A 20,498-nucleotide genomic window follows, 5' to 3' on the forward strand; every position below is an offset into this window, starting at 1 on the left:
GGTGCCTCGTCATGGGTGTGGTCAATGTGACGCCCGATTCGTTCTCCGACGGCGGCATGTGGTTCGACGAGGCGGCCGCCATCCGGCACGGCCTTGACCTGGTCCAGGAGGGCGCCGACATCGTCGATGTGGGTGGCGAGTCCACCCGCCCGGGTGCCGCCCGGGTGCCCCTGGAGGAAGAGCTGGCCAGGGTCGTCCCGGTGATCAGGGCGTTGCGCGCCGAGGGAGTTCCGGTCAGCGTCGACACGATGCGGGCCGAGGTGGCCAGGGCCGCGGTCGAGGCGGGCGCGCAGCTCGTCAACGACGTGAGCGGCGGGCTGGCCGACCCGGAGATGGCGCGCGTGGTGGCCGCGACCGGAGTCGCCTACGTGGTGATGCACTGGCGCGGTCACAGCCATGACATGGACACCCGCGCCGTCTACACCGACGTGGTCACGGAGGTGCGCGAGGAGCTGAGCAAGCGCGTCGATCTGGTGCTGGCCGAGGGCGTCACGGAGGAGCAGATCGTGCTCGACCCGGGCCTCGGCTTCGCCAAGAACGCCGAGCACAACTGGGCGCTGCTGGCCGGGATCCCGCGGCTGGCCGAGCTGGGCTACCCGCTGCTCATCGGGGCGTCGCGCAAGCGATTCCTGGGGCGGCTGCTGGCGGGTCCCGACGGCACGCCCCGGCCGTTCAGTCGCAGCGACGACGCCACGCTGGCCGTGACCGCGCTGGCCGCGGACGCGGGCGCCTGGTGCGTACGCGTGCACGAGGTAGGTCCCAATGCCGATGCCGTGCGCGTGGCCGCCGCATGGAAGAGAGCCGGAGCCAACACATGAGCGTCGACACCGCCGCCATCGAGACGGTCAACCAGGAGTTCTACGCCGCGATCGAGAGCGCCGATCTCGACAAGATGACCGAGATCTGGGCCGAGGACTCCACCGACGACCAGGTGAGCTGCGTGCACCCGGGCTGGACCCTGCTGACGGGCCGCTCGGAGGTGCTGCGGTCATGGGCCCTGATCATGGCGAACACCACCTACATCCAGTTCGTGCTGACCGACGTCAACACGACCGTGCTGGGTGACGTCGCCGTCCTCACCTGCGTGGAGAACATCCTGACCGCCGGGGAGGAGGGTGAGGCCAGCTTCGCCGCGGGCAAGGTGGTGGCGAGCAACGTCTACATCCGCACCTCGCAGGGCTGGCGGCTGTGGATGCACCACGGCTCGCCGGTGCTCCAGGGAGACGACGACGAGGAGGAGGAAGGCGAGCTTGAGCGCTGATCGCATCGCTCTCAGGGGCCTGCGGGCCCGGGGGAGGCACGGCGTGCTCGCTGCCGAGCGGGAGCTCGGGCAGGAGTTCGTGGTGGACGCGACGCTGTTCCTCGACACCGCGCCGGCGGCGGCCGGCGACGACCTCACCAAGACCGTCCACTACGGGGAGCTGGCGCAGGCGCTGGTCGAGGTGGTGGCGGGCGAGCCGGTCGAGCTGATCGAGACGCTCGCGCAGCGCCTGGCCGACGTGTGCCTGGCCAGCGAGCTGGTGCACAAGGTCGAGGTGAGCGTGCACAAACCGGCGGCGCCGATCCCGCTGCCGTTCGACGACGTGATCGTGACCATCGAGCGGAGCCGCGCATGAAGGTCGTGCTCTCTCTCGGCAGCAACCTGGGACACCGGTTCCAGACGTTGCAGGGTGCCGTGGACACGCTGTTCGACGCCCCGGGGCTGGAGTTCGTCAAGGCGTCGCCCGTCTACGAGACCGACCCCGTCGGGGGGCCCGGCGGGCAGCGCCCGTACCTCAACGCGATCGTGATCGCGGAGACCACGCTGGAGCCGCGCACGTTGCTGGAGCGGGCGCAGGGCGTGGAGAACGCCTTCGGCCGCGTACGCGCGGAGCGCTGGGGGCCGCGCACGCTCGACCTCGACCTGATCGTCGTGGGCGAGACCGTCTGCCACGACCCCGACCTCACGTTGCCGCACCCGCGGGCACACGAGCGCGCGTTCGTGCTCGTGCCCTGGTCGAAGGCCGACCCCGAGGGCCGGTTGCCCGGCCACGGCCGGGTGGCGGAGCTGCTGGAGGGGGTCGACAGGCAGGGTGTACGCCTGCGCGAAGACCTGAAGCTGCAGAGGCCCGATTGAAGCTGAAGCCCACCCACCCCGGCCACCTGGTCGGCATCGTCGTCGTCGTGGCCCTGCTCACGATGGCGGCGATCAGCCCGTTCTACTCCGAGCTGCCCCTCATGCCGTGGACCGCGATCCCCACGGTGCTGCTGCTGGCCTTGGGCGAGGGCTACACCGCCTGGGCGACCAAGGCCAGGATCGACCGGAAACCGGGCACCAAGCCGGTGGAGCCGCTGGCCGTGGCCCGGCTGGCGGCGCTGGCGAAGGCGTCGGCGTACGCGGGGGCGGTGTTCGGCGGCGTGTTCGCCGGGTTCGCCCTCTACACGGTCCGGATCCTCGAGCGGGACACGCCACGGGGCGAGTTCTTCGTCGCTACGGCGTCGTTCGTGTCCTGTGTCGTGCTGATCTGCGCCGCCCTCTACCTGGAGCACGCCTGCCGCGTCCCCAAGGAGCCGGACGACCAGAAGCGGGACTGAGAAACAGCTCTTAGTTGTGCTCGCCCAGCCCTTCGACGGCCGGGCGGGCGCCGGTGGTCAGCCGGTCGCGCCACATCTCGCGTTGGAGCAGGCGCAATGCGCGGCGCAGGACGTCGCTGGGCCGCTCACCTTCCCGCAGGGCGGCGCGGATGATCCGCTCGTCTTCGGCGTTGGCCCGGAAGGCGATGTCAGCCATGCTCAGAGCTTATGGACCCGCCGACACCCTTGTCCTGCATTTGCCTGACCGGGGTGCGGCGGCGGCCGAAGAGGTATATGACCGGGGCCGTGCAGATGAGGGGGCCGAGGACGGCGATCGGCCGCTCCAGCCACCACACCACGTCCGGCGGGATCCGGTCGCCGAGGCTGCCGAACAACCACCACGACAGCCCCAGCGAGATGGCCATCCCGGTGGTGTGGAACAGGAACAGCGGCAGCGAGTACCGGTTGATGAAGTCGTTGACCCGCTGCCAGCCCGGGCGCTCCAGCACGCGTTCCATGGCCGGCCGCAGCACCTCGACCAGCCCGATCTGGAACAGCAGCAGCGCCACGATCACGAACGTGGGCGGCGCCATGTTCGACCACTTGTCACCCGGCACGCCCACCATCGAGCCGGGGTAGATGCCCGAGTAGACCAGCCCGAACAGCGCGAACAGCCCCGTCCACAGCAGGGCCACGTCATAGCGCCTGGGCAGGACCACCACCCGGTCGTAGAAGAACCCGGCCTGGTGCGCCAGCCCCCAGACGATGACCATGTTGAGCCAGCCCACCCCGTCGATCCCGTACCGGAAGCGCAGCACGTCCACCACCAGTGCCGCGCCGCCGAGCCAGATCAGGGTCAGCACGTCGTAGCGCCGGTGCAGCCAGAGCGACACCGGCAGCAGCGCGATGAGCACCAGGTAGACGCCGAGGAACCACAGCGGGCTGAGCACCAGCAGCACCACCCGCCACATCCAGTCCACCCCGAACGTGTACGTCACCACCGCCCCGATGACGACCCACACCCCGGACAGGAACAGCGCCGGTAAGGCGAGCGCGCGGATGCGCCGCCAGACGAACGAGCCGATGCCCACGCCCCGCGTCTGGGCCCGGCGCCAGGACAGCAGGTGGACATGCCCGCCGACGTAGAAGAACAGCGGCAGTACCTGCAGCAGCCAGGTGAGGATCCACAGACCCGAGGTGAAGCCCAGCGGGCTGGTGGGCTCGGGCCCGTGCGGCTTCCACTGCAGGATCGTGAACGCCCAGTGCCACACCACCACGACGATCAGGCTGAGCGCCCGCAGCCAGTCGACGTATTTGTCGCGGTCGGTGGCGTCGGCGGCCTTCACTTGTCGATGTCACCCACCACGAAGAACATGGAGCCGAGAATCGCCACCATGTCGGCCACGAGGTGACCGGGCAGCATCTCGCGCAGCACCTGGATGTTGCTGTAGGAGGCCGAGCGCAGCTTGAGCCGCCACGGCGTCTTGTCCCCCTTGGAGACCAGGTAGTAGCCGTTGATGCCGAGCGGGTTCTCCGTCCACGCGTACGTGTGCCCCTCCGGCACCTTGAGCACCTTCGGCAGCCGCTGGTTGATCGGCCCGGGCGGCAGCGAGCGCAGCCGCTCGACGCACGCCTCGGCCAGGTCGAGCGAGACCTTGAGCTGTTCGAGCAGGACCTCGAACCGGGCGTGGCAGTCGCCCCCGCTCCGCGTGACGACCTTCACCGGCAGCTCGGGATAGGCCAGGTACGGCTCGTCGCGGCGCAGGTCGAAGTCCACCCCGGAGGCGCGGGAGACGGGGCCGCTGACGCCGTACTGCATGATCTGCTCCCGCGTCAGCACCCCCACCCCCTTGGTCCGGGCGACGAAGATCTCGTTGTGCAGGATGAGGTTCTCGATGTCGGGCACGCGGCGCCGGGTCTCCGCGACGGCTTCGGCCACCCGGTCGAGCCAGCCGAGCGGCAGGTCCTCCTTGAGCCCGCCGACCCGGTTGAACATGTAGTGCATGCGCCCGCCGGAAATCTCCTCCATGACGGCCTGGATGCGCTCGCGCTCGTTGAAGGAGTAGAACAGCGGCGTCATCGCGCCCAGCTCGAGAGGGTAGGAGCCGAGGAACATCAGGTGGTTGAGCACCCGGTTGAGCTCGGCCAGCAGCGTGCGCGCCCACACGGCCCTGACCGGCGGCTCCATGCCCAGCAGGCGTTCGGCGGCGAGCACCACGCCGAGCTCGTTGGCGAAGCCCGACAGCCAGTCGTGCCGGTTGGCCAGCATGATGATCTGACGGTAGTCGCGTACCTCGAACAGCTTCTCCGCGCCCCGGTGCATGTAGCCGATGATCGGCTCGGCGGTGGCGATGCGCTCGCCGTCGAGCGTCAGCCGGAGCCGCAGCACCCCGTGCGTGGACGGGTGCTGAGGGCCGATGTTGAGAATCATGTCCTCGGTGGCCAGCTCTTTCGCGCCCGCGCCGATTCCGACCACACGTTCCGTCATACGGCCATGCTGCCACCGTCGCCGCTGGTGATCCAGCAGGGGGGTTGGTCAAGACATGGTATGGAAATGCATCCCGAAGCCGGACATGGGGAGGAATATCGGGAACGGGGGGAGAAATCACCATGAAGAGAGTTCTTTTTGATGTGGCGGCACTGATCGCGCGAATCGCCACCGGCGTGATCTTCGTGGCCCACGGGTGGCAGAAGTGGGCAAGCGGCCACGGCGCCACCACGCAGGGCTTCAGGGACATGCAGATCCCGATGCCCGAGCTGGCCGCCGGGTACGCGATGTTCGTCGAGACCGTGGGCGGCATCCTGCTGATCCTCGGCCTGCTGGTGCGCCCGGTGGCGCTGCTGTTGCTGCTCAACATGCTCGGCGCGATCGCGTTCGTGCACGGGGGCAGGGGCATCCTGACCGAGGGCGGCGGCTGGGAGCTGCCGGGGGCGCTGGGCGCGCTGTGCCTGCTGTTCCTGGCGCTGGGCGGCGGCCGGATCGGGCTGGACGGCATCTTCAACGCGATGTTCCGCCGGCGCTCGGAGCGGCGCGCGGCCGAGGACGACCTCGCCGCCTACACCCCGGGCAGGACCACGGGCACGACGCCCACCGGCCACGTCGGCGGGCCCACGACGCCCGCGGAGACGACCCGGGAGCAGCCGGACGTGCCCAGGCAGCCGGCCGCACCCACCTCCGGCAGGCTCAACGACGAGGACATGAGGGACATCGACGCCCTGGTCTCGGACGAGCCGCCGCAGCACCGCAAGCCGCCGAACCGCTGAGCGTCAGCGGGTGACCAGGTCGCGCACCGCCTCGATCAGCCGGTCCACGTGCTCCTGCGTGCTGCCGATGCCGATCGAGGCCCGCACCGCGGAGGCCGTGTCGTCCTCGCACCCGCCGTCGGCCGTACCCAGCAGGTGCCGGACAAAGGGATGCGCGCAGAACTTGCCGTCGCGCACCCCGATGCCGTACTCGCTGGACAGCACCTCGGCCACCTCACGGGCCGAGTAGCCGGCCGCGGTGAACGACACGATGCCGACCCGCGGGTGATCGTCCCCCCACAGCGACAGCTCCCGCACGCCGTCGATCGAGGCCAGCCCCGAGCGCAGCCGGGCGATCAGCCGCTCCTCCTCGCGCACCAGGGCCGTCCAGCCGGTGGCGGTCAGCGCGTCGCAGGCGGCGGCCAGGGCGATGGCGCCCAGCACGTTCGGGGTGCCCGCCTCGTGGCGCGGCTCCGGGTCGTCGTGCCACTCGGCGCTCTCCCCGACCGAGCGAACCGCACCCCCGCCCTTGAGGTACGGCTCCCCGTCGGCCAGCCAGTCCCGCCGCCCGACCAGCACGCCGGCACCGAAGGGCGCGTACAGCTTGTGCCCCGAGAAGGCCACGTAGTCCAGGTCGAGCGCGGTGAGGTTGAGCCGCCGGTGCGGCACCAGCTGCGCCGCGTCCACCAGGATGCGGGCCCCGTGGCGGTGCGCGATGTGGGCCAGGGCGGCGATCGGCCACAGCTCGCCGGTGACGTTCGAGGCGGCGGTGACCACGAGCAGCTTCGGCCCGTCGATCCCGGCCAGCGCCTCGTCGGCGGCGCGCACGGCCTCGCCGGGGAAGGCGGGCGGCGCCAGCCGGACGGACCGCTGCCAGGGCAGCAGGGAGGCGTGGTGCTCGGTGTCGAAGACCACGGTGGTGGTCCCGGCAGGCAGGCAGCCGGCCAGCAGGTTCGTGGCGTCGGTGGTGTTGCGGGTGAAGATCACGGCGTCGTCCGGGCGGGCGCCGACGAACGCCCTGACCGTGTGGCGGGCCTGCTCGTACCTGGCGGTGGTGAGCTGCGAGGCGTAGCCGGCGCCGCGGTGGACGCTGGAGTAGGCCGGGAGCGCGGCGGCGACGGCGGCGCTGACCGGCTCCAGACAGGGGGCGCTGGCGGCGTAGTCCAGGTTGGCGTACCCCACCAGCCGGCCGCCCTTGACCGGCACCTCGAGGTCGGCGCCGAGCACGGCGGGGATGGTCCGGCCGGTGGCGGCCGGGGGAGCCGTCGTCCCGGCGGCAGGGGTGGAGCTGAAGATCGTCAGAGTGGACACGGCGAACCTCCTCAGGGTCGTCGGACCCCTGGGAGCAGCCACGGAGCCCGCGCTTGCCCGCCACACCTCGTGACGGACCAGGTCTTCACCCGGGGCACCCCGCCGCGGACGCGAGGGTTGCCGGCCAGCTAGCCGGGGCTTGTCGCTGGCACTCATGACCTACGTTCGGCACTATAACCGACACCAGGGTAGGAATCGCAAGCCGCGAACTAATCCGGCCCCTGACTCGTTGCTACCGGAAACCCCCGTCAGCCATGAGTCATGGAGGTACGCAGATGCTGGAATGGGTGGCCGACCCACAGATCTGGATCGGCTTCTTCACCCTGGTCGCCCTGGAGATCGTGCTGGGGATCGACAACATCATCTTCATCTCCATCCTGGCCGGGAAACTCCCACCGGAACAACGGGACCGGGCCCGCGTGCTCGGTCTGGCCGCGGCCCTGATCAGCCGCCTGCTCCTGCTGCTCGGCCTGTCATGGGTGGTCCAGCTCACCGAGCCGCTGTTCACGGTCCTCGGCCAGGAGATATCGGGACGCGATCTGATCCTGCTGCTCGGCGGCCTGTTCCTGCTGGGCAAGAGCGTCACCGAGATCCACCACAGCATGGAGCCCGGCCCCGGCAAGGACGGCAAGCAGGCCGCCGCCATCTCCTTCACCTCGGTGATCGTGCAGATCATGATCCTGGACATCGTGTTCTCGCTGGACTCCGTCATCACCGCCGTCGGCATGGTGGACGAGCTCGGCGTGATGATCGCGGCCGTCGTGGTGGCGGTGCTGGTGATGTTGTTCGCCTCCGGGCCCATCAGCCGGTTCGTGGACGCGCACCCGAGCATCAAGATGCTGGCGCTGGCGTTCCTGGTGCTGATCGGCGTGGTGCTCGTCGCCGAGGGTCTCGACCAGCACATCCCCAAGGGCTACATCTACTTCGCGATGGCGTTCTCGGTCATCGTGGAGCTGCTCAACATCCGGATGCGCGGCAGGCATGCGAAGCAGGAGGACCCCGCTCCTAAGATGCAATAGTGGGCTTTGATCCTTGGAATCCGGATTTTGTCGCTTACCCGTACCGGGTCTATGACCAGCTGAGACGCGAGGCGCCCGTCAGCTACTTCGAGCCGACGGGCCAGTGGCTCATCGCGCGGCACGCCGACGTGAACACGCTGCTCAGAGACCGCCGGCTGGGCCGTTCCTACCTGCACGTGGCCACCCACGAGGAGTTCGGCAGGGAGCCGGAGCCGGAGTTCCAGGAGCCGTTCTGGCGGGTGATCAGGGCGGGCATGCTCGACGTGGAGCCGCCGGTGCACACCAGGCTGCGCCGGCTGGTCTCCAGGGCGTTCACGCCGCGCATGGTCGAGTCGCTGCGCCCCCGGGTCCGGGCCATCGCCGGGGGCCTGGTGGACGCGTACGTGGACAAGGGCGGCGGCGACCTGATCGCCGAGGTCGCCGAGCCGCTCCCGGTCACCGTGATCGCGGAGATGCTCGGCATCCCCGACCAGGACCGCCACCTGCTGCGCCCCTGGTCGGCCGACATCTGCGGCATGTACGAGCTCAACCCCGCCCCCGAGGCCCAGCACACCGCGGTACGCGCGGCGTCGGAGTTCGCCGGCTACCTCAAGTCCCTGGCCGCCGAGCGCCGGGCCGACCCCGGCGACGACCTCATCAGCGCCCTCGCCCAGATCGACGAGCTGACCGACGACGAGCTGGTCGGCACCTGCGTCCTGCTGCTCAACGCCGGCCACGAGGCCACCGTGAACGTGACGGGCAACGGCTGGTGGTCGCTGTTCAGGAACCCCGGCGAGCTGGCCCGGCTGCGCGAGGACCGCTCGCTGCTGCCCACGGCCGTCGAGGAGCTGATGCGCTGGGACACGCCGCTGCAGATGTTCGAGCGCTGGGTGCTGGAGGACATCGAGGTCCACGGCGTACGGATCCCGCGCGGCTCGGAGGTGGCGCTGCTGTTCGGCTCGGCCAACCGGGACCCGGCGGTGTTCGAGGACCCGGACCGGCTCGACGTGGGCCGCGCCGACAACCCGCACATCTCCTTCGGCGCCGGGATCCACTTCTGCCTGGGCGCGCCGCTGGCCCGCATCGAGCTGGTGGAGTCGTTCGGCGCGCTGCTGGACCGGGCCCCCAAGCTGGAGCTGCGGCAGGAGCCGGCCTGGAAGCCCGGTTACATCATCCGCGGACTCGAATCCCTGGAGCTCAGCGCCACCGCCTGAGACGGAGCTCAGTCGCGCCGGCCGAGACGGAGCTCAGTCGCGCCGGCCGAGGCGGAGCTCAGCGGCGCTGGCTGAGCCAGCCGAAGCCGCCGAGCCCCGACGCGTCGATCAGCTCGCCCTCCTCCGAGGCCCTCGCCAGGGCCCGGAGGTAGCCGCGCGGATCGGTGCGGGCCAGGTCGAGCGGCGGACGCGTGCCGGTGAGCCCCAGGTCCCGCAGCGCCGCGCGCTGTGTGGACAAGGTTGTGGATATCGCGCCGGCCCGCCGCCCGGCCTCCGCGCACGCGTCGAGCGCGACGTGAGCCGTGATGTCGCAGGTCCCGTCGGGTACGGGGGCGACGACCGCCCCGTCGCGGTATCCAGTCAGCGTTCCGTGCAGCGGCCGGTTGTCCACAGGGTGTGCATAATCGATGGCGATCGCCCGGCCGCTGGTGAGGCGGACGAGGACCGAGGCCCACGCCTCGTCGCGCGGGCGGCCGATCTCCGCGCGCGCCCCCACGCGGGTCAGCGGCCACCACCGCTCGAGCCAGACGCGGTCGGCCGGTCGCAGCGGCCCGCCGAGCCGCTCCTCGCCCGTGTGCACGTCGACCATGACGAGCCGCGGCCCGTCGGGAGTCTGCTCCACCACGTCGAGCGGCACGTTGTCCAGCCACTCGTTGGCGATGGCCAGCCCGGTGATGTCGGAGGGCAGGCTGCTGGACCACTCGACCCGCTCGGGCAGCCCCTCCGGCCGGGGGGACAGGTCCACGGCCGTGACGCGCAGCCGGTCGCGCAGCCGTGGCTCGGCGGCGTCGAGCACCTGGGTGACCAGCACGCCCTCCCCCGCGCCGATGTCCACCAGGTCGAGCACGTCGGGTTCGCCCAGTTCGGCGTCCACTTCCGCCAGCAGCGCCAGCACCGCCCCGGCGAAGGCCGCCGAGGCGCTGACCGAGGTGCGGAAGTGGCCTGACGGGCGTTCGCGGAGGTAGAAGCCCTCCTCGCCGTACAGCGCGCGCTCCGTTGCGACGCGCCAGGTGAGCCACATGTCTGGACTATCTCATGACTGGCCGATGATACGCATCGTCATCGAATGACTACTCAAAGTCGCCAACTTGCGATAACGTTTACCCATTGTCATCGAGTGATTGCGTTGCGCCAACCCCCAAGTGGCGGAGCACTTCACTCTCGAGCAAGCACCTGCGGCGCAGGCCGCGAAACTGAGAGGAGCCCTCGTGCTGAAGAAGGTCATGGTCGTCACCGGAGCCGTTGCCATGATGTCGCTGGCCGTTCCGGCGCACGCCGACATCACCAACGGCACCGGCGGCGTGATCTCCGGCAACCAAGTGCACATCCCGATCGTCGCGCCGATCAACGTCTGCGGCAACGCGGTGGCTGTCATCGGCCTCGCGGTCGCGGGCTGCAAGGGTGGCGCGAACGCTTACGCGCCCAGTCACCACTGAGCAGGGAAAGAGCCCGGGTCGGCGCAGGCCGCCCCGGGCTCGTCTCCCCGCTGGTCATTCGGCGGGTGACCAGCCGGCGCACCTCCAAGAGGTCGCATCGTGCGGGCGTCAGGTCCCGATCCGGGGCCTCGGCGCCCGCTGCCATGCGATGAACCCCTCTCCTCATCTCTTCCGACAGGGGGTGCACGTTTTGTATGCCCTTGTCGCTTTTGTCGTTAACTCAACGCGCGGCAAAGCACCGGTCACGCTCTCACTCCTGAGAGGCCGTTACGCTGGTCGGCAGTGCCATCACGGTCGACAGGGGTGAGACGTCATGGACGCAGGTGATCGCCCGGCACGGCTGACCGTCGGCGTGCTCGGGGCAGGCAAGGTCGGTTCGGCCCTCGGCGCCGCGTTGGCGCAGGCGGGACACCGGGTGGTGGCCGCCAGCGGAGTGTCGGACAACTCGCAGCGGTGGGCAGCGGACCGGCTCGGCGTGACGCCGTGCCGTCCCGACGAGGTGGTGGCGGCGGCCCAGCTCGTCCTGCTCACCGTGCCCGACGACGCGCTGCCCGACCTCGTCAACGGGCTGGCCGCCACCGGGGCCGACCTCCAGGGCAAGATGCTGGTGCACACCAGCGGGGCGTACGGCCTGTCGGTGCTCGACCCGGCGGCCCGGGCCGGGGCGCTGCCGCTCGCGCTGCATCCCGTGATGACGTTCACGGGCCGCGACGACGACCTCAACAAGCTCACCGGCATCTCCTACGGCGTCACCGCCCCGGAGATGCTGCGCCCGGTCGCCGAGGCCCTGGTGATCGAGATGGGCGGCGAGCCGGTGTGGATCGCCGACGCCGACCGCCCGCTCTACCACGCGGCCCTGGCCGGGGCGGCCAACCACATGGTCACGCTCATCGCGGAGTCGTCCGACCTGTTGCGGGGCATCGGCGTCGAGCACCCGGGGCGGATGCTGGGCCCGCTGCTCGGCGCCGCGCTCGACAACGTGCTGCGGCTGGGCATCGCCGGGCTGACCGGCCCCGTCGTGCGCGGTGACGCCGGCACGGTGCGCAAGCACGTCGACGCGCTGATCCTGGCGGCTCCCGAGGCGGCCGACGCCTACATCGCGCTGGCCCGGCTCACGGCGGACCGGGCGCTGGCTGCGGGGTTGCTCAAACCGGAGGAGGCGGAGCGGCTGCTCGACGCGCTGGGGGGCAATATATGGACCTGACCGTCGCGTTCGGAGGGCAGTTATGGAGCTGATCGTCGCCAGGAGCCGGGAAGACCTGGTCAAGGCGCGCCGCAATGGGCCGGTGGCGCTGGTCCCCACCATGGGCGCGCTCCATGAGGGCCACAGGTCGCTGATCAGGCAGGCTCGGGTGCGCGCCGATCAGGTTGTGGTCAGCATTTTCGTCAATCCTCTGCAATTTTCTCCTAACGAGGATTTTTCACGCTATCCCCGTACATTTGATGCCGACCTGGATGTGTGCCGGGGCGAGGGCGTGGACGTCGTGTTCCACCCGGCCGTCGAGGACATGTACGCCCCCGACCGGCAGATCAGCGTCTCCTCCGGCGAGATGGGCCGGATCGTCGAGGGCGCCTTCAGGCCGGGCCACTTCGACGGCATGCTCACGGTTGTGCTCAAGCTGTTCAACCTGGTCCAGCCCGACCTGGCGGTCTTCGGCCAGAAGGACGCCCAGCAGCTCGCCCTCATCCGCCGCATGGTCGCCGACCTCGACCTGCCCATCGAGATCCTGGGCGCGCCGACCGTACGCGAGCCGGACGGCCTGGCCCTGTCCAGCCGCAACCGCTACCTGTCGGAGGACGACCGGCGGATGGCGCTGGCGCTCTCGCGGGCCCTGCGGGCGGGCGCGGCCCAGCTGACGCCGGGCGAGATCCGGGCGTCGGCGCGGGCGGTGCTCGACGAGGCCGGCCCCGAGCTCGACGTGGACTACCTGGCGCTGGTCGACCCGGCCACGTTCGTCGAAGTGAGCGATTCCTACCAGGGCATGGCCGTGCTGGCGGTGGCCGCCCGCGTGGGCAGCACCCGGCTGATCGACAACGTCACCCTCACCTTGAATCCCGCCTGAGGCGGATTACCGTCGGGAGCATGACGGACGAGGAGTTACGGGCCGAGCTGCTCCGGCGCATGGAGATGGACCAGGCGATGCGCGACCCGGCCAAGGGCTTTCCCGGGGACAAGCGGCTCGCGCGCCTCCAGAGGCTCGACGAGGGCAACACCGCCTGGCTCTATTCCGTGGTCGCCAACCGCGGCTGGCCGCTGATCTCCCAGGTGGGGGAGCGGGCGGCGCGGGCGGCCTGGCTCCTGGCGCAGCACGCCACCTCGCCCGAGGTGCAGCGCCTGTTCCACTACGTGATGGCCGACGCCGTGGAGTCGGACGAGGCCTCGGCGCACGACTTCGCGTACCTGGAGGACCGCGTACGCGTGCGCTCCGGCCGGCCCCAGCTCTACGGCACCCAGTTCCACGACGGCGGCGACGGTCTGGAACCCATGCCGATCGAGGACCCCGGCCTGCTCGACGAGCGCCGCAGGGCCATGGGGCTGGAGCCGTTCGCCGAGTACGAGGCCTTCATCAAGAAGACCGAGGGTCTCTGAGCCCCCCGGGGCATGCTCACGCCACGCCAGGCGTTATCGTCATAGTGACGAAATCGCCTCAGTGAGGAGACCCCCAATGAGTGCACCGGCGATTCCCCTGCGTCTGACCGCTCCCGCACCCGGCTGGACCGTAGAGGCGGACGTGGTCGTCGTGGGCTCGGGCATCGCGGGCCTGACCGTGGCCCTGCGCTACGCCGAGCTGGAACCGGCGGCCAAGGTCCTGGTCGTCACCAAGGACGTGCTGTCGTCGGGCTCCACCCGCTGGGCCCAGGGCGGCATCGCCGCCGTGCTCGACCCGCGCGACACCCCCGAGGAGCACCTGAACGACACGCTGGTCGCCGGGGTGGGGCTGTGCGACGTACGGGCGGTGCGCACGTTGGTGACGGAGGGGCCGGGCGCGCTGCGGCGGCTCATGGCGCGCGGCGCCCGCTTCGACCGTACGCCCGACGGCGAGCTCCAGCTCACCAGGGAGGGTGGGCACCACCGGCGCCGGATCGTGCACGCGGGCGGCGACGCCACGGGCGCGGAGGTGCAGCGGGCCCTCATCGAGGCGGTCCGCGCGGCCTCCATCGAGGTGATCGAGCACGCGCTGGTGCTCGACCTGCTCAAGGATGCCCGGGGCCGGGCCAGGGGCGTGACCCTGCACGTCATGGGCGAGGGCGCCCGCGACGGGGTGGGCGCGGTGCGCGCCAGGGCGGTGGTGCTGGCCACCGGCGGCATGGGCCAGGTCTACGCGGCCACCACCAACCCCGTGGTCTCCACCGGCGACGGCGTGGCGCTCGCCCTGCGGGCCGGGGCGGTGGTGCGCGACATCGAGTTCGTCCAGTTCCACCCGACCGTGCTCTGGCTCGGCGAGGGCTCGACCGGCCAGCAGCCGCTGATCTCCGAGGCGGTCAGGGGCGAGGGCGCCTTCCTGATCGACCACGAGGGCAACCGGTTCATGGAGGGCGCGCACGAGCTGGCCGACCTGGCGCCGCGCGACGTCGTCGCCAAGGCCATCATGCGGACGATGCGCCTGACCGGGCGCGACCACGTGTACCTGGACGGCCGCCACTTCGGCCGCGACAAGTGGGAGTCCCGCTTCCCGACGATCTACGCGGTCTGCCGCGAGCACGGCATCGACCCGGCCACCGAGCCGATCCCGGTCTCGCCGGCCGCCCACTACGCCAGCGGCGGCGTCCGTACGGACCTGCGCGGCCGTACCTCCATCGACGGCCTGTACGCCTGCGGCGAGGTCGCCTGCACGGGCGTGCACGGCGCGAACCGGCTGGCCTCCAACTCCCTGCTCGAAGGGCTCGTCTTCGCCGAGCGCATCGCCGAGGACATCCACGAGGTACGCCCGGCGCCGGGCGAGCCGGTCGCGAACGAGGCCGCCGAGGGGCTGGTGGACCCGAGGGTCAGGGCCAGGATCCAGGCCCACATGAGCACCGGGGCGAGCGTGCTGCGCAGCCGCGAGTCGCTGATCGCCACCGCGCGGGCGCTGCGCGACGCCCGCTGGACCCCTGTAGAGGTGCCGGCCTGCACCGAGTCCTGGGAGACCACGAACCTGCTCACCGTCGCCACCGTGCTCACCGGCGCGGCGGCCGCCAGGCTGGAGACGCGCGGTTCACACTGGCGCGAGGACCACGACGAGCGCGACGATCACGAATGGCTGGGCCACCTGGACGTGACCCTGGCAGAGGAGGGCCCCTTCATGACGTACACGCCCCACGGTGACGCGATGCCGCCGCGCCTGGCGCAGGAGCTCACCGCCGCCGGGCTGGACCCGGCCGAGGTGGACGCGCTGATCGACCGCGCGATGGCCGAGGACCTGCAGGAGGCGGGCGACGTGACGAGCCTGGCCACCATCCCCGCCGAGCAGCGCTCGGTGGCCGACGTGGTGGCTCGCAAGGACGGCGTGGTGGCCGGCCTGGCGGTGGCCGAGGCGGTGTTCGTGCGGCTGGGCGCGGCCCGCGCCGAGCGCCGGGCCAAGGACGGCGAGCGGGTCAGGGCCGGCGACGTGCTGATGACGGTCGAGGGCCCGGTGCGCGCGCTGCTGACGGCCGAGCGCACCGCGCTCAACCTGCTCACGCACCTGTCCGGGGTGGCCACGCTGACCGGCAGGTGGGTCGAGGCGATCGACGGCACGGGCGCGCGCGTGCGCGACAGCCGCAAGACGCTGCCGGGGCTGCGCTCGCTGGAGAAGTACGCGGTGCGCTGCGGCGGCGGCGTCAACCACCGGATGTCGCTGTCGGACGCGGCCCTGATCAAGGACAACCACGTGGTGGCCGCCGGTGGCGTGGCCGAGGCGTTCAGGGCGGTCAGGGAGCGCTACCCCGACCTGCCGATCGAGGTGGAGATCGACCGGCTGGACCAGCTCGGCCCCGTTCTCGAGGAAGGCGCGGAGCTGATCTTGCTGGACAACTTCACGGTTGAGGACACCGCACATGCGGTACATGTCGTGAAAAATCGGGCGAAAAACAGGGTTGCGCTTGAGGCGAGCGGGGGATTGACCTTGGAATCGGCCCGTGATGTAGCGGAAACTGGCGTTGACTACCTTGCGGTAGGCGCGCTGACTCACTCTGCGCCGGCCCTGGACATCGCGTTGGATTTGCGGGGGTAATTGATGCTGCTCACGATCGACGTCGGCAACACGCACACGGTGCTGGGGCTGTTCGAGGGCGAGGACGTCATCGAGCATTGGCGGCTGGCCACGGACGCCCGCCGCACCGCCGACGAGATCGCGGTCGTCCTGCAGGGGTTGCTGACCCAGTCACCGCTGCTCAAGGGGGCCGACGTCGACGGCATCGCCATTTGCTCCACCGTGCCGAGCGTGCTCAACGAGATGCGCGAGATGTGCCGCCGCTACTACGGCGACGTGACCGCGGTGATCGTGGAGCCGGGCATCCGCACCGGGGTGCCCGTACGCATGGACAACCCCAAAGAGGTCGGCAGCGACCGCATCGTGAACGCGCTGGCCGCCATCGACCAGTACGGCGGCCCCTGCGTCATCGTGGACTTCGGCACCGCGACCTCGTTCGACGCGGTGTCGGCCAAGGGTGAATACGTCGGCGCGGTCACCGCCCCCGGGATCGAGATCTCCGTGGACGCGCTGGCCGCCGCCGGGGCCCAGCTGCACAAGGTGGAGCTCGTCCGGCCGCGCTCGGTGATCGCCAAGAACACGGTCGAGGCGCTGCAGGCCGGCATCATCTACGGCTTCGCCGGCCAGGTGGACGGCATCGTCGAGCGCATGGCGGCCGAGCTGGCCGACGACCCCGACGAGGTGACCGTGGTGGCCACCGGCGGGCACGCGGCGCTGGTCGTGGGCGAGTCGCGGTCGATCGACGTGCACGAGCCGTGGCTCACGCTCATCGGGCTGCGCCTGGTCTACCACCGCAACACCACCTGACAAGGCGAACGAGCGGCCCCCGCTCGGGCAGGGGGCCGCTCGTGTCTTCAGACGTCACTCGCTCTCGGCGGTGTAGAGGTACTCCCAGGGGCCGCACTTGCTGGGGTAGTTGCTGTGCGGGCCGATCTGGCACACCTTGGCGCGCAGGCTGTAGACGTCGTGCTCCTGGAAGGAGAACTTCTTGTAGCCCGGGTAGCCGCAGTACTTCTTGTAGTAGACCGGGGACCAGTCGTGGTCGAAGTCGCTGGCCTCGAACTTCACGAAGGCGCACTTGCCACCCTGGCCGTAGGAGCGGTTGTCCAGGTCGTACAGGCGGCCTCTGACCGAGACCTCGTTGGAGTCGCCCTGGTGGTCCCAGTCGACGCTGACCCGGCCCTCGGCCTTGGCCAGGTGGTACTTGGAGTAGACCGGGCCCCAGTACTCGGAGTAGTCGTCGTGGTCCGACGTGGTGGCGCTGGCGGCCGACGGAAGCGACAGGGCCACGGCGGTGGTCGCGGCGACAGCGAGGAAACCGGTCGCGATCTTCTTCAACATCTTCTCTCCTTGAGCTCCCCTGGGCCGGCTCCCTGCCGGCTCCCCCCTGAGCTCGTGAGATATTGATAGGCGAGGGCTCTTGCAGCGGTCCTGCAGAGAACCGACGAGCCCTTGCAGTTCGCCATATCCCCTACCCTTTGATGTTGTGAGCGACGAACTTCCCGAGCAGATGCGCATCCGGAGGGAGAAGCTCGACCGCCTTCGCAGCGAGGGCGTCGATCCTTACCCGGTGAATTTCCCACGCACGGCGACCAACGCCGAGGTCAGGGAGAAATACCAGGGCCTGGAGCCCGACACCGCCACCGGCGACACGGTCGCGGTCGCGGGGCGCGTCATGCTCAACCGCGTGGGCGGCAAGCTCTGCTTCGCCACGCTCCGCGACGGCGGCGCCGACCTGCAGGTCATGATCTCGCTCGACAAGGTGGGCGAGGAGTCCCTGGCCCGCTGGAAGCGCGACGTCGACCTGGGCGACCACGTGGGCGTGCGCGGCGAGGTCATCACCTCCCGCCGGGGCGAGCTGTCGATCCTGGCCGAGAGCTGGGAGATCACCGCCAAGTGCCTGCGCCCGCTGCCGGAGAAGCACGTCGGCCTCACCGACCCCGAGGCGCGAGTGCGCCAGCGTTACGTCGACCTCATCGTCAACGACGAGGCCAGGAAGATGGCGCGGGTCCGCAGCGCCACGGTGCGCGCGGTGCGCGACTTCTGGCACGAGGAGGGCTACCTCGAGGTCGAGACGCCGATGCTGCAGCCGATCCACGGCGGCGCCACGGCCCGGCCGTTCAAGACCCACATCAACGCCTACGACATGGAGCTCTACCTCCGCATCGCGATCGAGCTCTACCTCAAGCGGCTCGTGGTCGGCGGCATCGAGAAGGTCTTCGAGATCAACCGCAACTTCCGTAACGAGGGCGCGGACTCCACGCACAACCCCGAGTTCACCATGGTCGAGGCCTACGGCACCTACCTCGACTACAACGGCATCGCGGACCTGACCCAGCGGATGTACCAGAAGGCCGTCATGGCCGCCCTGGGCACCTCTGTGGTCGTGCACGAGGGCACCGAGATCGACCTCGGCATCGCCGAGTGGCCCCGCGTCACCCTCTACGACGCGGTCTCGCAGGCCGTGGGCGAGCACATCACCACCTCCACCACCCTGGAGGAGCTCCGCAAGCTGGCCGACCATCGCGAGATCCACTGGGACCCGAAGTGGGGCTCGGGCAAGCTCGTGCAGGAGCTGTTCGAGGCGCTCGTCGAGCACACGCTCGTCCAGCCCACGTTCGTCATGGACTACCCGCTGGAGACCTCGCCGCTGGCCCGCACCCACCGCGACGACCCGCTGCTGACGGAGAAGTGGGACCTCATCGGCTTCGGCACCGAGCTGGGCACCGGCTACTCCGAGCTCAACGACCCGATCGAGCAGCGCCGCCGCCTGGTCGAGCAGTCCCTCCTGGCCGCCGGGGGCGACCTGGAGGCGATGCAGCTCGACGAGGACTTCCTGCAGTCGCTCGAATACGCGATGCCGCCGACGGGTGGCATGGGGGCGGGCATCGACCGGATGATCATGGCCTTCACCGGCCGCAACATCCGCGAGACCATCCTGTTCCCGCTGGTCAAGCCCACCCACTAGGGCCGGGGCAGGCGCACCGGCAGCGCGGCCAGGCCGCGTAGCACCACGTTCTCCTTGTACGGCGGCGCCGGGTCGGCCAGCTCCAGCTTGGGCGCCGCCGCGGCCAGGGCGGACAGCGCGATCTCGCCCTCCATCCTGGCCAGCGTGGCGCCGAGGCAGAAGTGGATGCCGAGCCCGAACGCGAGGTGCCGCCCGGGCTCCCGGGTGACGTCGAAGCGGTCGGGATCGGGAAAGGCCGCCGGGTCGCGATTGGCCGCGCCTATCACCGCCATCACGAGGGTGCCCTTGGGCACCGGCACGCCGGCCAGCTCCACGTCCTCCATCGCGAGCCTGGAGGTGAGCTGGACCGGCGGGTCGTACCTGAGCACCTCCTCGACCACCTGCTTGGGCCGCTCCGCGGCGTGCGCCAGCAGGCCGTGCCGGGCCAGGTGCAGCACCCCGTTGCCGATGAGGTTGACGGTGGTCTCGTGCCCGGCCACGAGCAGCAGCACGCAGGTGGCCAGCAGCTCGCCCTCGGTCAGCTCCCGTACTTGCGTCAGGGCGCTCAGGAGGTCGTCCCCGGGGCGCTCGCGCCGGATCGCGGAGAGCTCGCGGAAGTAGTCGCGAAACTCCCTTCTGGCGCGCCCGGTTTCCGATACGAGGTCGTCTGTAAGCATCGGGTCAAGGCCGCGAGCCAGGATCTCGCTCCAGCCGCGGAAGCGCTCCTCGTCCTCCGGAGGCACCCCGAGCATCTCGCTGATGACCATGACCGGCAGCGGGTACGCCAGGCCGGACACGAGATCGGCCTCCTCGGGCAACCCGGCGACCAGCTCGGCGGTGATCGCCTCGATCCGCGGGCGCAGCCGTTCCAGCATGCGCGGGGTGAAGGCCCTGCTCACCAGGGCACGCAGCCTGGTGTGGTCGGGCGGGTCCAGCCACAGGAACGATTCGACGGGCTGACCTGGGTTGTTCCGGTTCGCCTCGGCGGAGCCGCGGCCGAAACGCGGGTCGCGCAGCAGCACCGTACAGAGCTCGTGGGTGGTGGCGACGAGCAGCCCGCCGCGCGTGCGGAAGAGAGGCCCGCGCGCGCTCATCTCGCGATAACGGGCGTACGGATCGCGCAGGAACCCTTTGTCGAACGGGTCGAAACCCAGGACGTCCGCCGCGCTCATCGACGCCGGATCCGGAGCTGGGGAAGGCTCGACGAGATCACTCATCGGGCGACGATCGGTGCCGACATATCGCGAGTACGTCACATATTTCGGATCATGTCAATAGTGCTCGTCAAGGGTGGAGATTGTCATGCTTGACGACCTTTCCAGGATGCGTTTACCGTCTGCGAGGAGCAACTTTGGCCGGGTCGATCGGTCCAAGTTCTGCTGTTGGGGGGGAGGGCTCCCGATGGATGTGCTCACTGAAGGTGTTGAGCTGAGCCATGCGGACCTTGCGTTGCTGGCGGAGCTGGCCAAGGGGGTCACGGTCGACCGGGTGGGGAGACGACTGGATATCAGCGGGCGGACGGTACGCCGGAGGTTGCGGGGCATCTGCGACCGCATCGGCGTGGCCACGGCGATCGAGGCGGTGGCCTGGGCTGCCCGCCGCCAGTTGATCTAGCGGCGGGCGGT

Annotated in this window: 23 protein-coding genes and 1 riboswitch; of the genes, 16 read left to right on the forward strand and 7 right to left on the reverse strand. The window is 70.3% G+C overall.

Annotated features, from left to right (window positions below):
* Positions 1-11: 11 nt before the first annotated feature.
* Genes folP through ACBJ59_RS14455 form a run of 5 tightly spaced genes read left to right on the forward strand, consistent with a single transcriptional unit; the run spans position 12 to position 2,574 of the window.
* Entirely contained in the window at positions 12-818 is an 807-nt protein-coding gene (folP, locus tag ACBJ59_RS14435; RefSeq protein WP_375110943.1) for a dihydropteroate synthase, read from the forward strand.
* Positions 815-1,261 (forward strand): nuclear transport factor 2 family protein, encoded by a 447-nt coding sequence (locus ACBJ59_RS14440; RefSeq protein WP_364115776.1) that lies wholly within the window; start codon positions 815-817, stop codon positions 1,259-1,261. Before folP ends, ACBJ59_RS14440 begins: the two co-directional genes overlap by 4 nt.
* A complete protein-coding gene (gene folB / locus ACBJ59_RS14445) occupies positions 1,251-1,616 on the forward strand; it encodes a dihydroneopterin aldolase (RefSeq protein WP_375110668.1) in 366 nt (121 codons plus the stop codon). Before ACBJ59_RS14440 ends, folB begins: the two co-directional genes overlap by 11 nt.
* Positions 1,613-2,116, forward strand: coding sequence for a 2-amino-4-hydroxy-6-hydroxymethyldihydropteridine diphosphokinase (gene folK / locus ACBJ59_RS14450; protein ID WP_375110669.1), 504 nt, complete (start codon positions 1,613-1,615; stop codon positions 2,114-2,116). The genes folB and folK overlap by 4 nt, the downstream gene beginning before the upstream one ends.
* The gene (locus tag ACBJ59_RS14455; RefSeq protein WP_375110670.1) at positions 2,113-2,574 is read left to right on the forward strand and encodes a DUF3180 domain-containing protein; all 462 of its coding nucleotides are present in this window, start codon (positions 2,113-2,115) and stop codon (positions 2,572-2,574) included. The genes folK and ACBJ59_RS14455 overlap by 4 nt, the downstream gene beginning before the upstream one ends.
* Before the next feature lie 10 nt (positions 2,575-2,584).
* On the opposite strand, the gene ACBJ59_RS14460 is transcribed toward ACBJ59_RS14455, so the two are convergent.
* Genes ACBJ59_RS14460 through ACBJ59_RS14470 form a run of 3 tightly spaced genes read right to left on the reverse strand, consistent with a single transcriptional unit; the run spans position 2,585 to position 5,041 of the window.
* Positions 2,585-2,770, reverse strand: a complete 186-nt coding sequence (locus tag ACBJ59_RS14460; protein ID WP_375110671.1) for a hypothetical protein — start codon at positions 2,768-2,770, stop codon at positions 2,585-2,587.
* Complete coding sequence (locus ACBJ59_RS14465) at positions 2,763-3,899, reverse strand: acyltransferase (RefSeq protein ID WP_375110672.1); 1,137 nt, start codon at positions 3,897-3,899, stop codon at positions 2,763-2,765. Before ACBJ59_RS14465 ends, ACBJ59_RS14460 begins: the two co-directional genes overlap by 8 nt.
* Entirely contained in the window at positions 3,896-5,041 is a 1,146-nt protein-coding gene (locus ACBJ59_RS14470) for an NADH-quinone oxidoreductase subunit D (protein ID WP_364115759.1), read from the reverse strand. Before ACBJ59_RS14470 ends, ACBJ59_RS14465 begins: the two co-directional genes overlap by 4 nt.
* Before the next feature lie 122 nt (positions 5,042-5,163).
* Here ACBJ59_RS14470 and ACBJ59_RS14475 point away from each other — a divergent pair, with 122 nt between their 5' ends.
* Complete coding sequence (locus tag ACBJ59_RS14475; protein WP_375110673.1) at positions 5,164-5,817, forward strand: DoxX family protein; 654 nt, start codon at positions 5,164-5,166, stop codon at positions 5,815-5,817.
* A gap of 3 nt (positions 5,818-5,820) precedes the next feature.
* On the opposite strand, the gene ACBJ59_RS14480 is transcribed toward ACBJ59_RS14475, so the two are convergent.
* The gene (locus ACBJ59_RS14480) at positions 5,821-7,107 is read right to left on the reverse strand and encodes an aminotransferase class V-fold PLP-dependent enzyme (protein WP_375110674.1); all 1,287 of its coding nucleotides are present in this window, start codon (positions 7,105-7,107) and stop codon (positions 5,821-5,823) included.
* A gap of 44 nt (positions 7,108-7,151) precedes the next feature.
* A riboswitch (SAM riboswitch) is annotated at positions 7,152-7,267 on the reverse strand.
* A gap of 115 nt (positions 7,268-7,382) precedes the next feature.
* Between ACBJ59_RS14480 and ACBJ59_RS14485 the strand changes: the two genes are divergently transcribed.
* Positions 7,383-8,126 carry a TerC family protein gene (locus tag ACBJ59_RS14485; RefSeq protein ID WP_375110675.1) on the forward strand — a complete coding sequence of 248 codons (744 nt, stop codon included), beginning with the start codon at positions 7,383-7,385 and terminating at the stop codon, positions 8,124-8,126.
* Positions 8,126-9,319: a cytochrome P450 gene (locus ACBJ59_RS14490; RefSeq protein WP_375110676.1), complete on the forward strand. Its 1,194-nt coding sequence runs from the start codon at positions 8,126-8,128 to the stop codon at positions 9,317-9,319. The genes ACBJ59_RS14485 and ACBJ59_RS14490 overlap by 1 nt, the downstream gene beginning before the upstream one ends.
* Before the next feature lie 58 nt (positions 9,320-9,377).
* Here ACBJ59_RS14490 and ACBJ59_RS14495 read toward each other — a convergent pair whose 3' ends face one another.
* Positions 9,378-10,340 carry an SAM-dependent methyltransferase gene (locus ACBJ59_RS14495; protein WP_375110677.1) on the reverse strand — a complete coding sequence of 321 codons (963 nt, stop codon included), beginning with the start codon at positions 10,338-10,340 and terminating at the stop codon, positions 9,378-9,380.
* A gap of 187 nt (positions 10,341-10,527) precedes the next feature.
* Between ACBJ59_RS14495 and ACBJ59_RS14500 the strand changes: the two genes are divergently transcribed.
* The 6 genes from ACBJ59_RS14500 (at position 10,528) to ACBJ59_RS14525 (ending at position 16,733) form a co-directional block, all read left to right on the forward strand.
* On the forward strand, positions 10,528-10,755 hold the full coding sequence (locus tag ACBJ59_RS14500) for a chaplin family protein (protein WP_375110678.1): 228 nt from the start codon (positions 10,528-10,530) through the stop codon (positions 10,753-10,755).
* A 313-nt stretch (positions 10,756-11,068) separates the two neighbouring features.
* A complete protein-coding gene (locus ACBJ59_RS14505) occupies positions 11,069-11,959 on the forward strand; it encodes a Rossmann-like and DUF2520 domain-containing protein (protein WP_375110679.1) in 891 nt (296 codons plus the stop codon).
* A gap of 22 nt (positions 11,960-11,981) precedes the next feature.
* Positions 11,982-12,818, forward strand: a complete 837-nt coding sequence (gene panC, locus ACBJ59_RS14510; RefSeq protein WP_375110680.1) for a pantoate--beta-alanine ligase — start codon at positions 11,982-11,984, stop codon at positions 12,816-12,818.
* 20 nt (positions 12,819-12,838) lie between these two features.
* Positions 12,839-13,345 carry a DUF6624 domain-containing protein gene (locus ACBJ59_RS14515; protein WP_375110681.1) on the forward strand — a complete coding sequence of 169 codons (507 nt, stop codon included), beginning with the start codon at positions 12,839-12,841 and terminating at the stop codon, positions 13,343-13,345.
* Between the two features lie 76 nt (positions 13,346-13,421).
* Positions 13,422-15,947, forward strand: a complete 2,526-nt coding sequence (locus tag ACBJ59_RS14520) for an L-aspartate oxidase (protein WP_375110682.1) — start codon at positions 13,422-13,424, stop codon at positions 15,945-15,947.
* 3 nt (positions 15,948-15,950) lie between these two features.
* Positions 15,951-16,733 carry a type III pantothenate kinase gene (locus ACBJ59_RS14525; protein ID WP_364115729.1) on the forward strand — a complete coding sequence of 261 codons (783 nt, stop codon included), beginning with the start codon at positions 15,951-15,953 and terminating at the stop codon, positions 16,731-16,733.
* A gap of 54 nt (positions 16,734-16,787) precedes the next feature.
* On the opposite strand, the gene ACBJ59_RS14530 is transcribed toward ACBJ59_RS14525, so the two are convergent.
* Positions 16,788-17,267, reverse strand: a complete 480-nt coding sequence (locus tag ACBJ59_RS14530; RefSeq protein WP_364115726.1) for a hypothetical protein — start codon at positions 17,265-17,267, stop codon at positions 16,788-16,790.
* Positions 17,268-17,412: 145 nt separating this feature from the next.
* On the opposite strand from ACBJ59_RS14530, the gene lysX reads away from it, so the two are divergent.
* A complete protein-coding gene (lysX, locus tag ACBJ59_RS14535) occupies positions 17,413-18,894 on the forward strand; it encodes a bifunctional lysylphosphatidylglycerol synthetase/lysine--tRNA ligase LysX (RefSeq protein WP_364115723.1) in 1,482 nt (493 codons plus the stop codon).
* Here lysX and ACBJ59_RS14540 read toward each other — a convergent pair.
* Positions 18,891-20,090, reverse strand: coding sequence for a cytochrome P450 (locus ACBJ59_RS14540; RefSeq protein ID WP_375110683.1), 1,200 nt, complete (start codon positions 20,088-20,090; stop codon positions 18,891-18,893). The genes lysX and ACBJ59_RS14540 overlap by 4 nt on opposite strands.
* A 184-nt stretch (positions 20,091-20,274) precedes the next feature.
* Here ACBJ59_RS14540 and ACBJ59_RS14545 point away from each other — a divergent pair, with 184 nt between their 5' ends.
* Positions 20,275-20,487 (forward strand): LuxR C-terminal-related transcriptional regulator, encoded by a 213-nt coding sequence (locus ACBJ59_RS14545; RefSeq protein WP_043615366.1) that lies wholly within the window; start codon positions 20,275-20,277, stop codon positions 20,485-20,487.
* The last annotated feature ends 11 nt before the right edge of the window (positions 20,488-20,498 follow it).

Source organism: Nonomuraea sp. MTCD27 (assembly GCF_041950495.1).
Lineage (GTDB): Bacteria > Actinomycetota > Actinomycetes > Streptosporangiales > Streptosporangiaceae > Nonomuraea.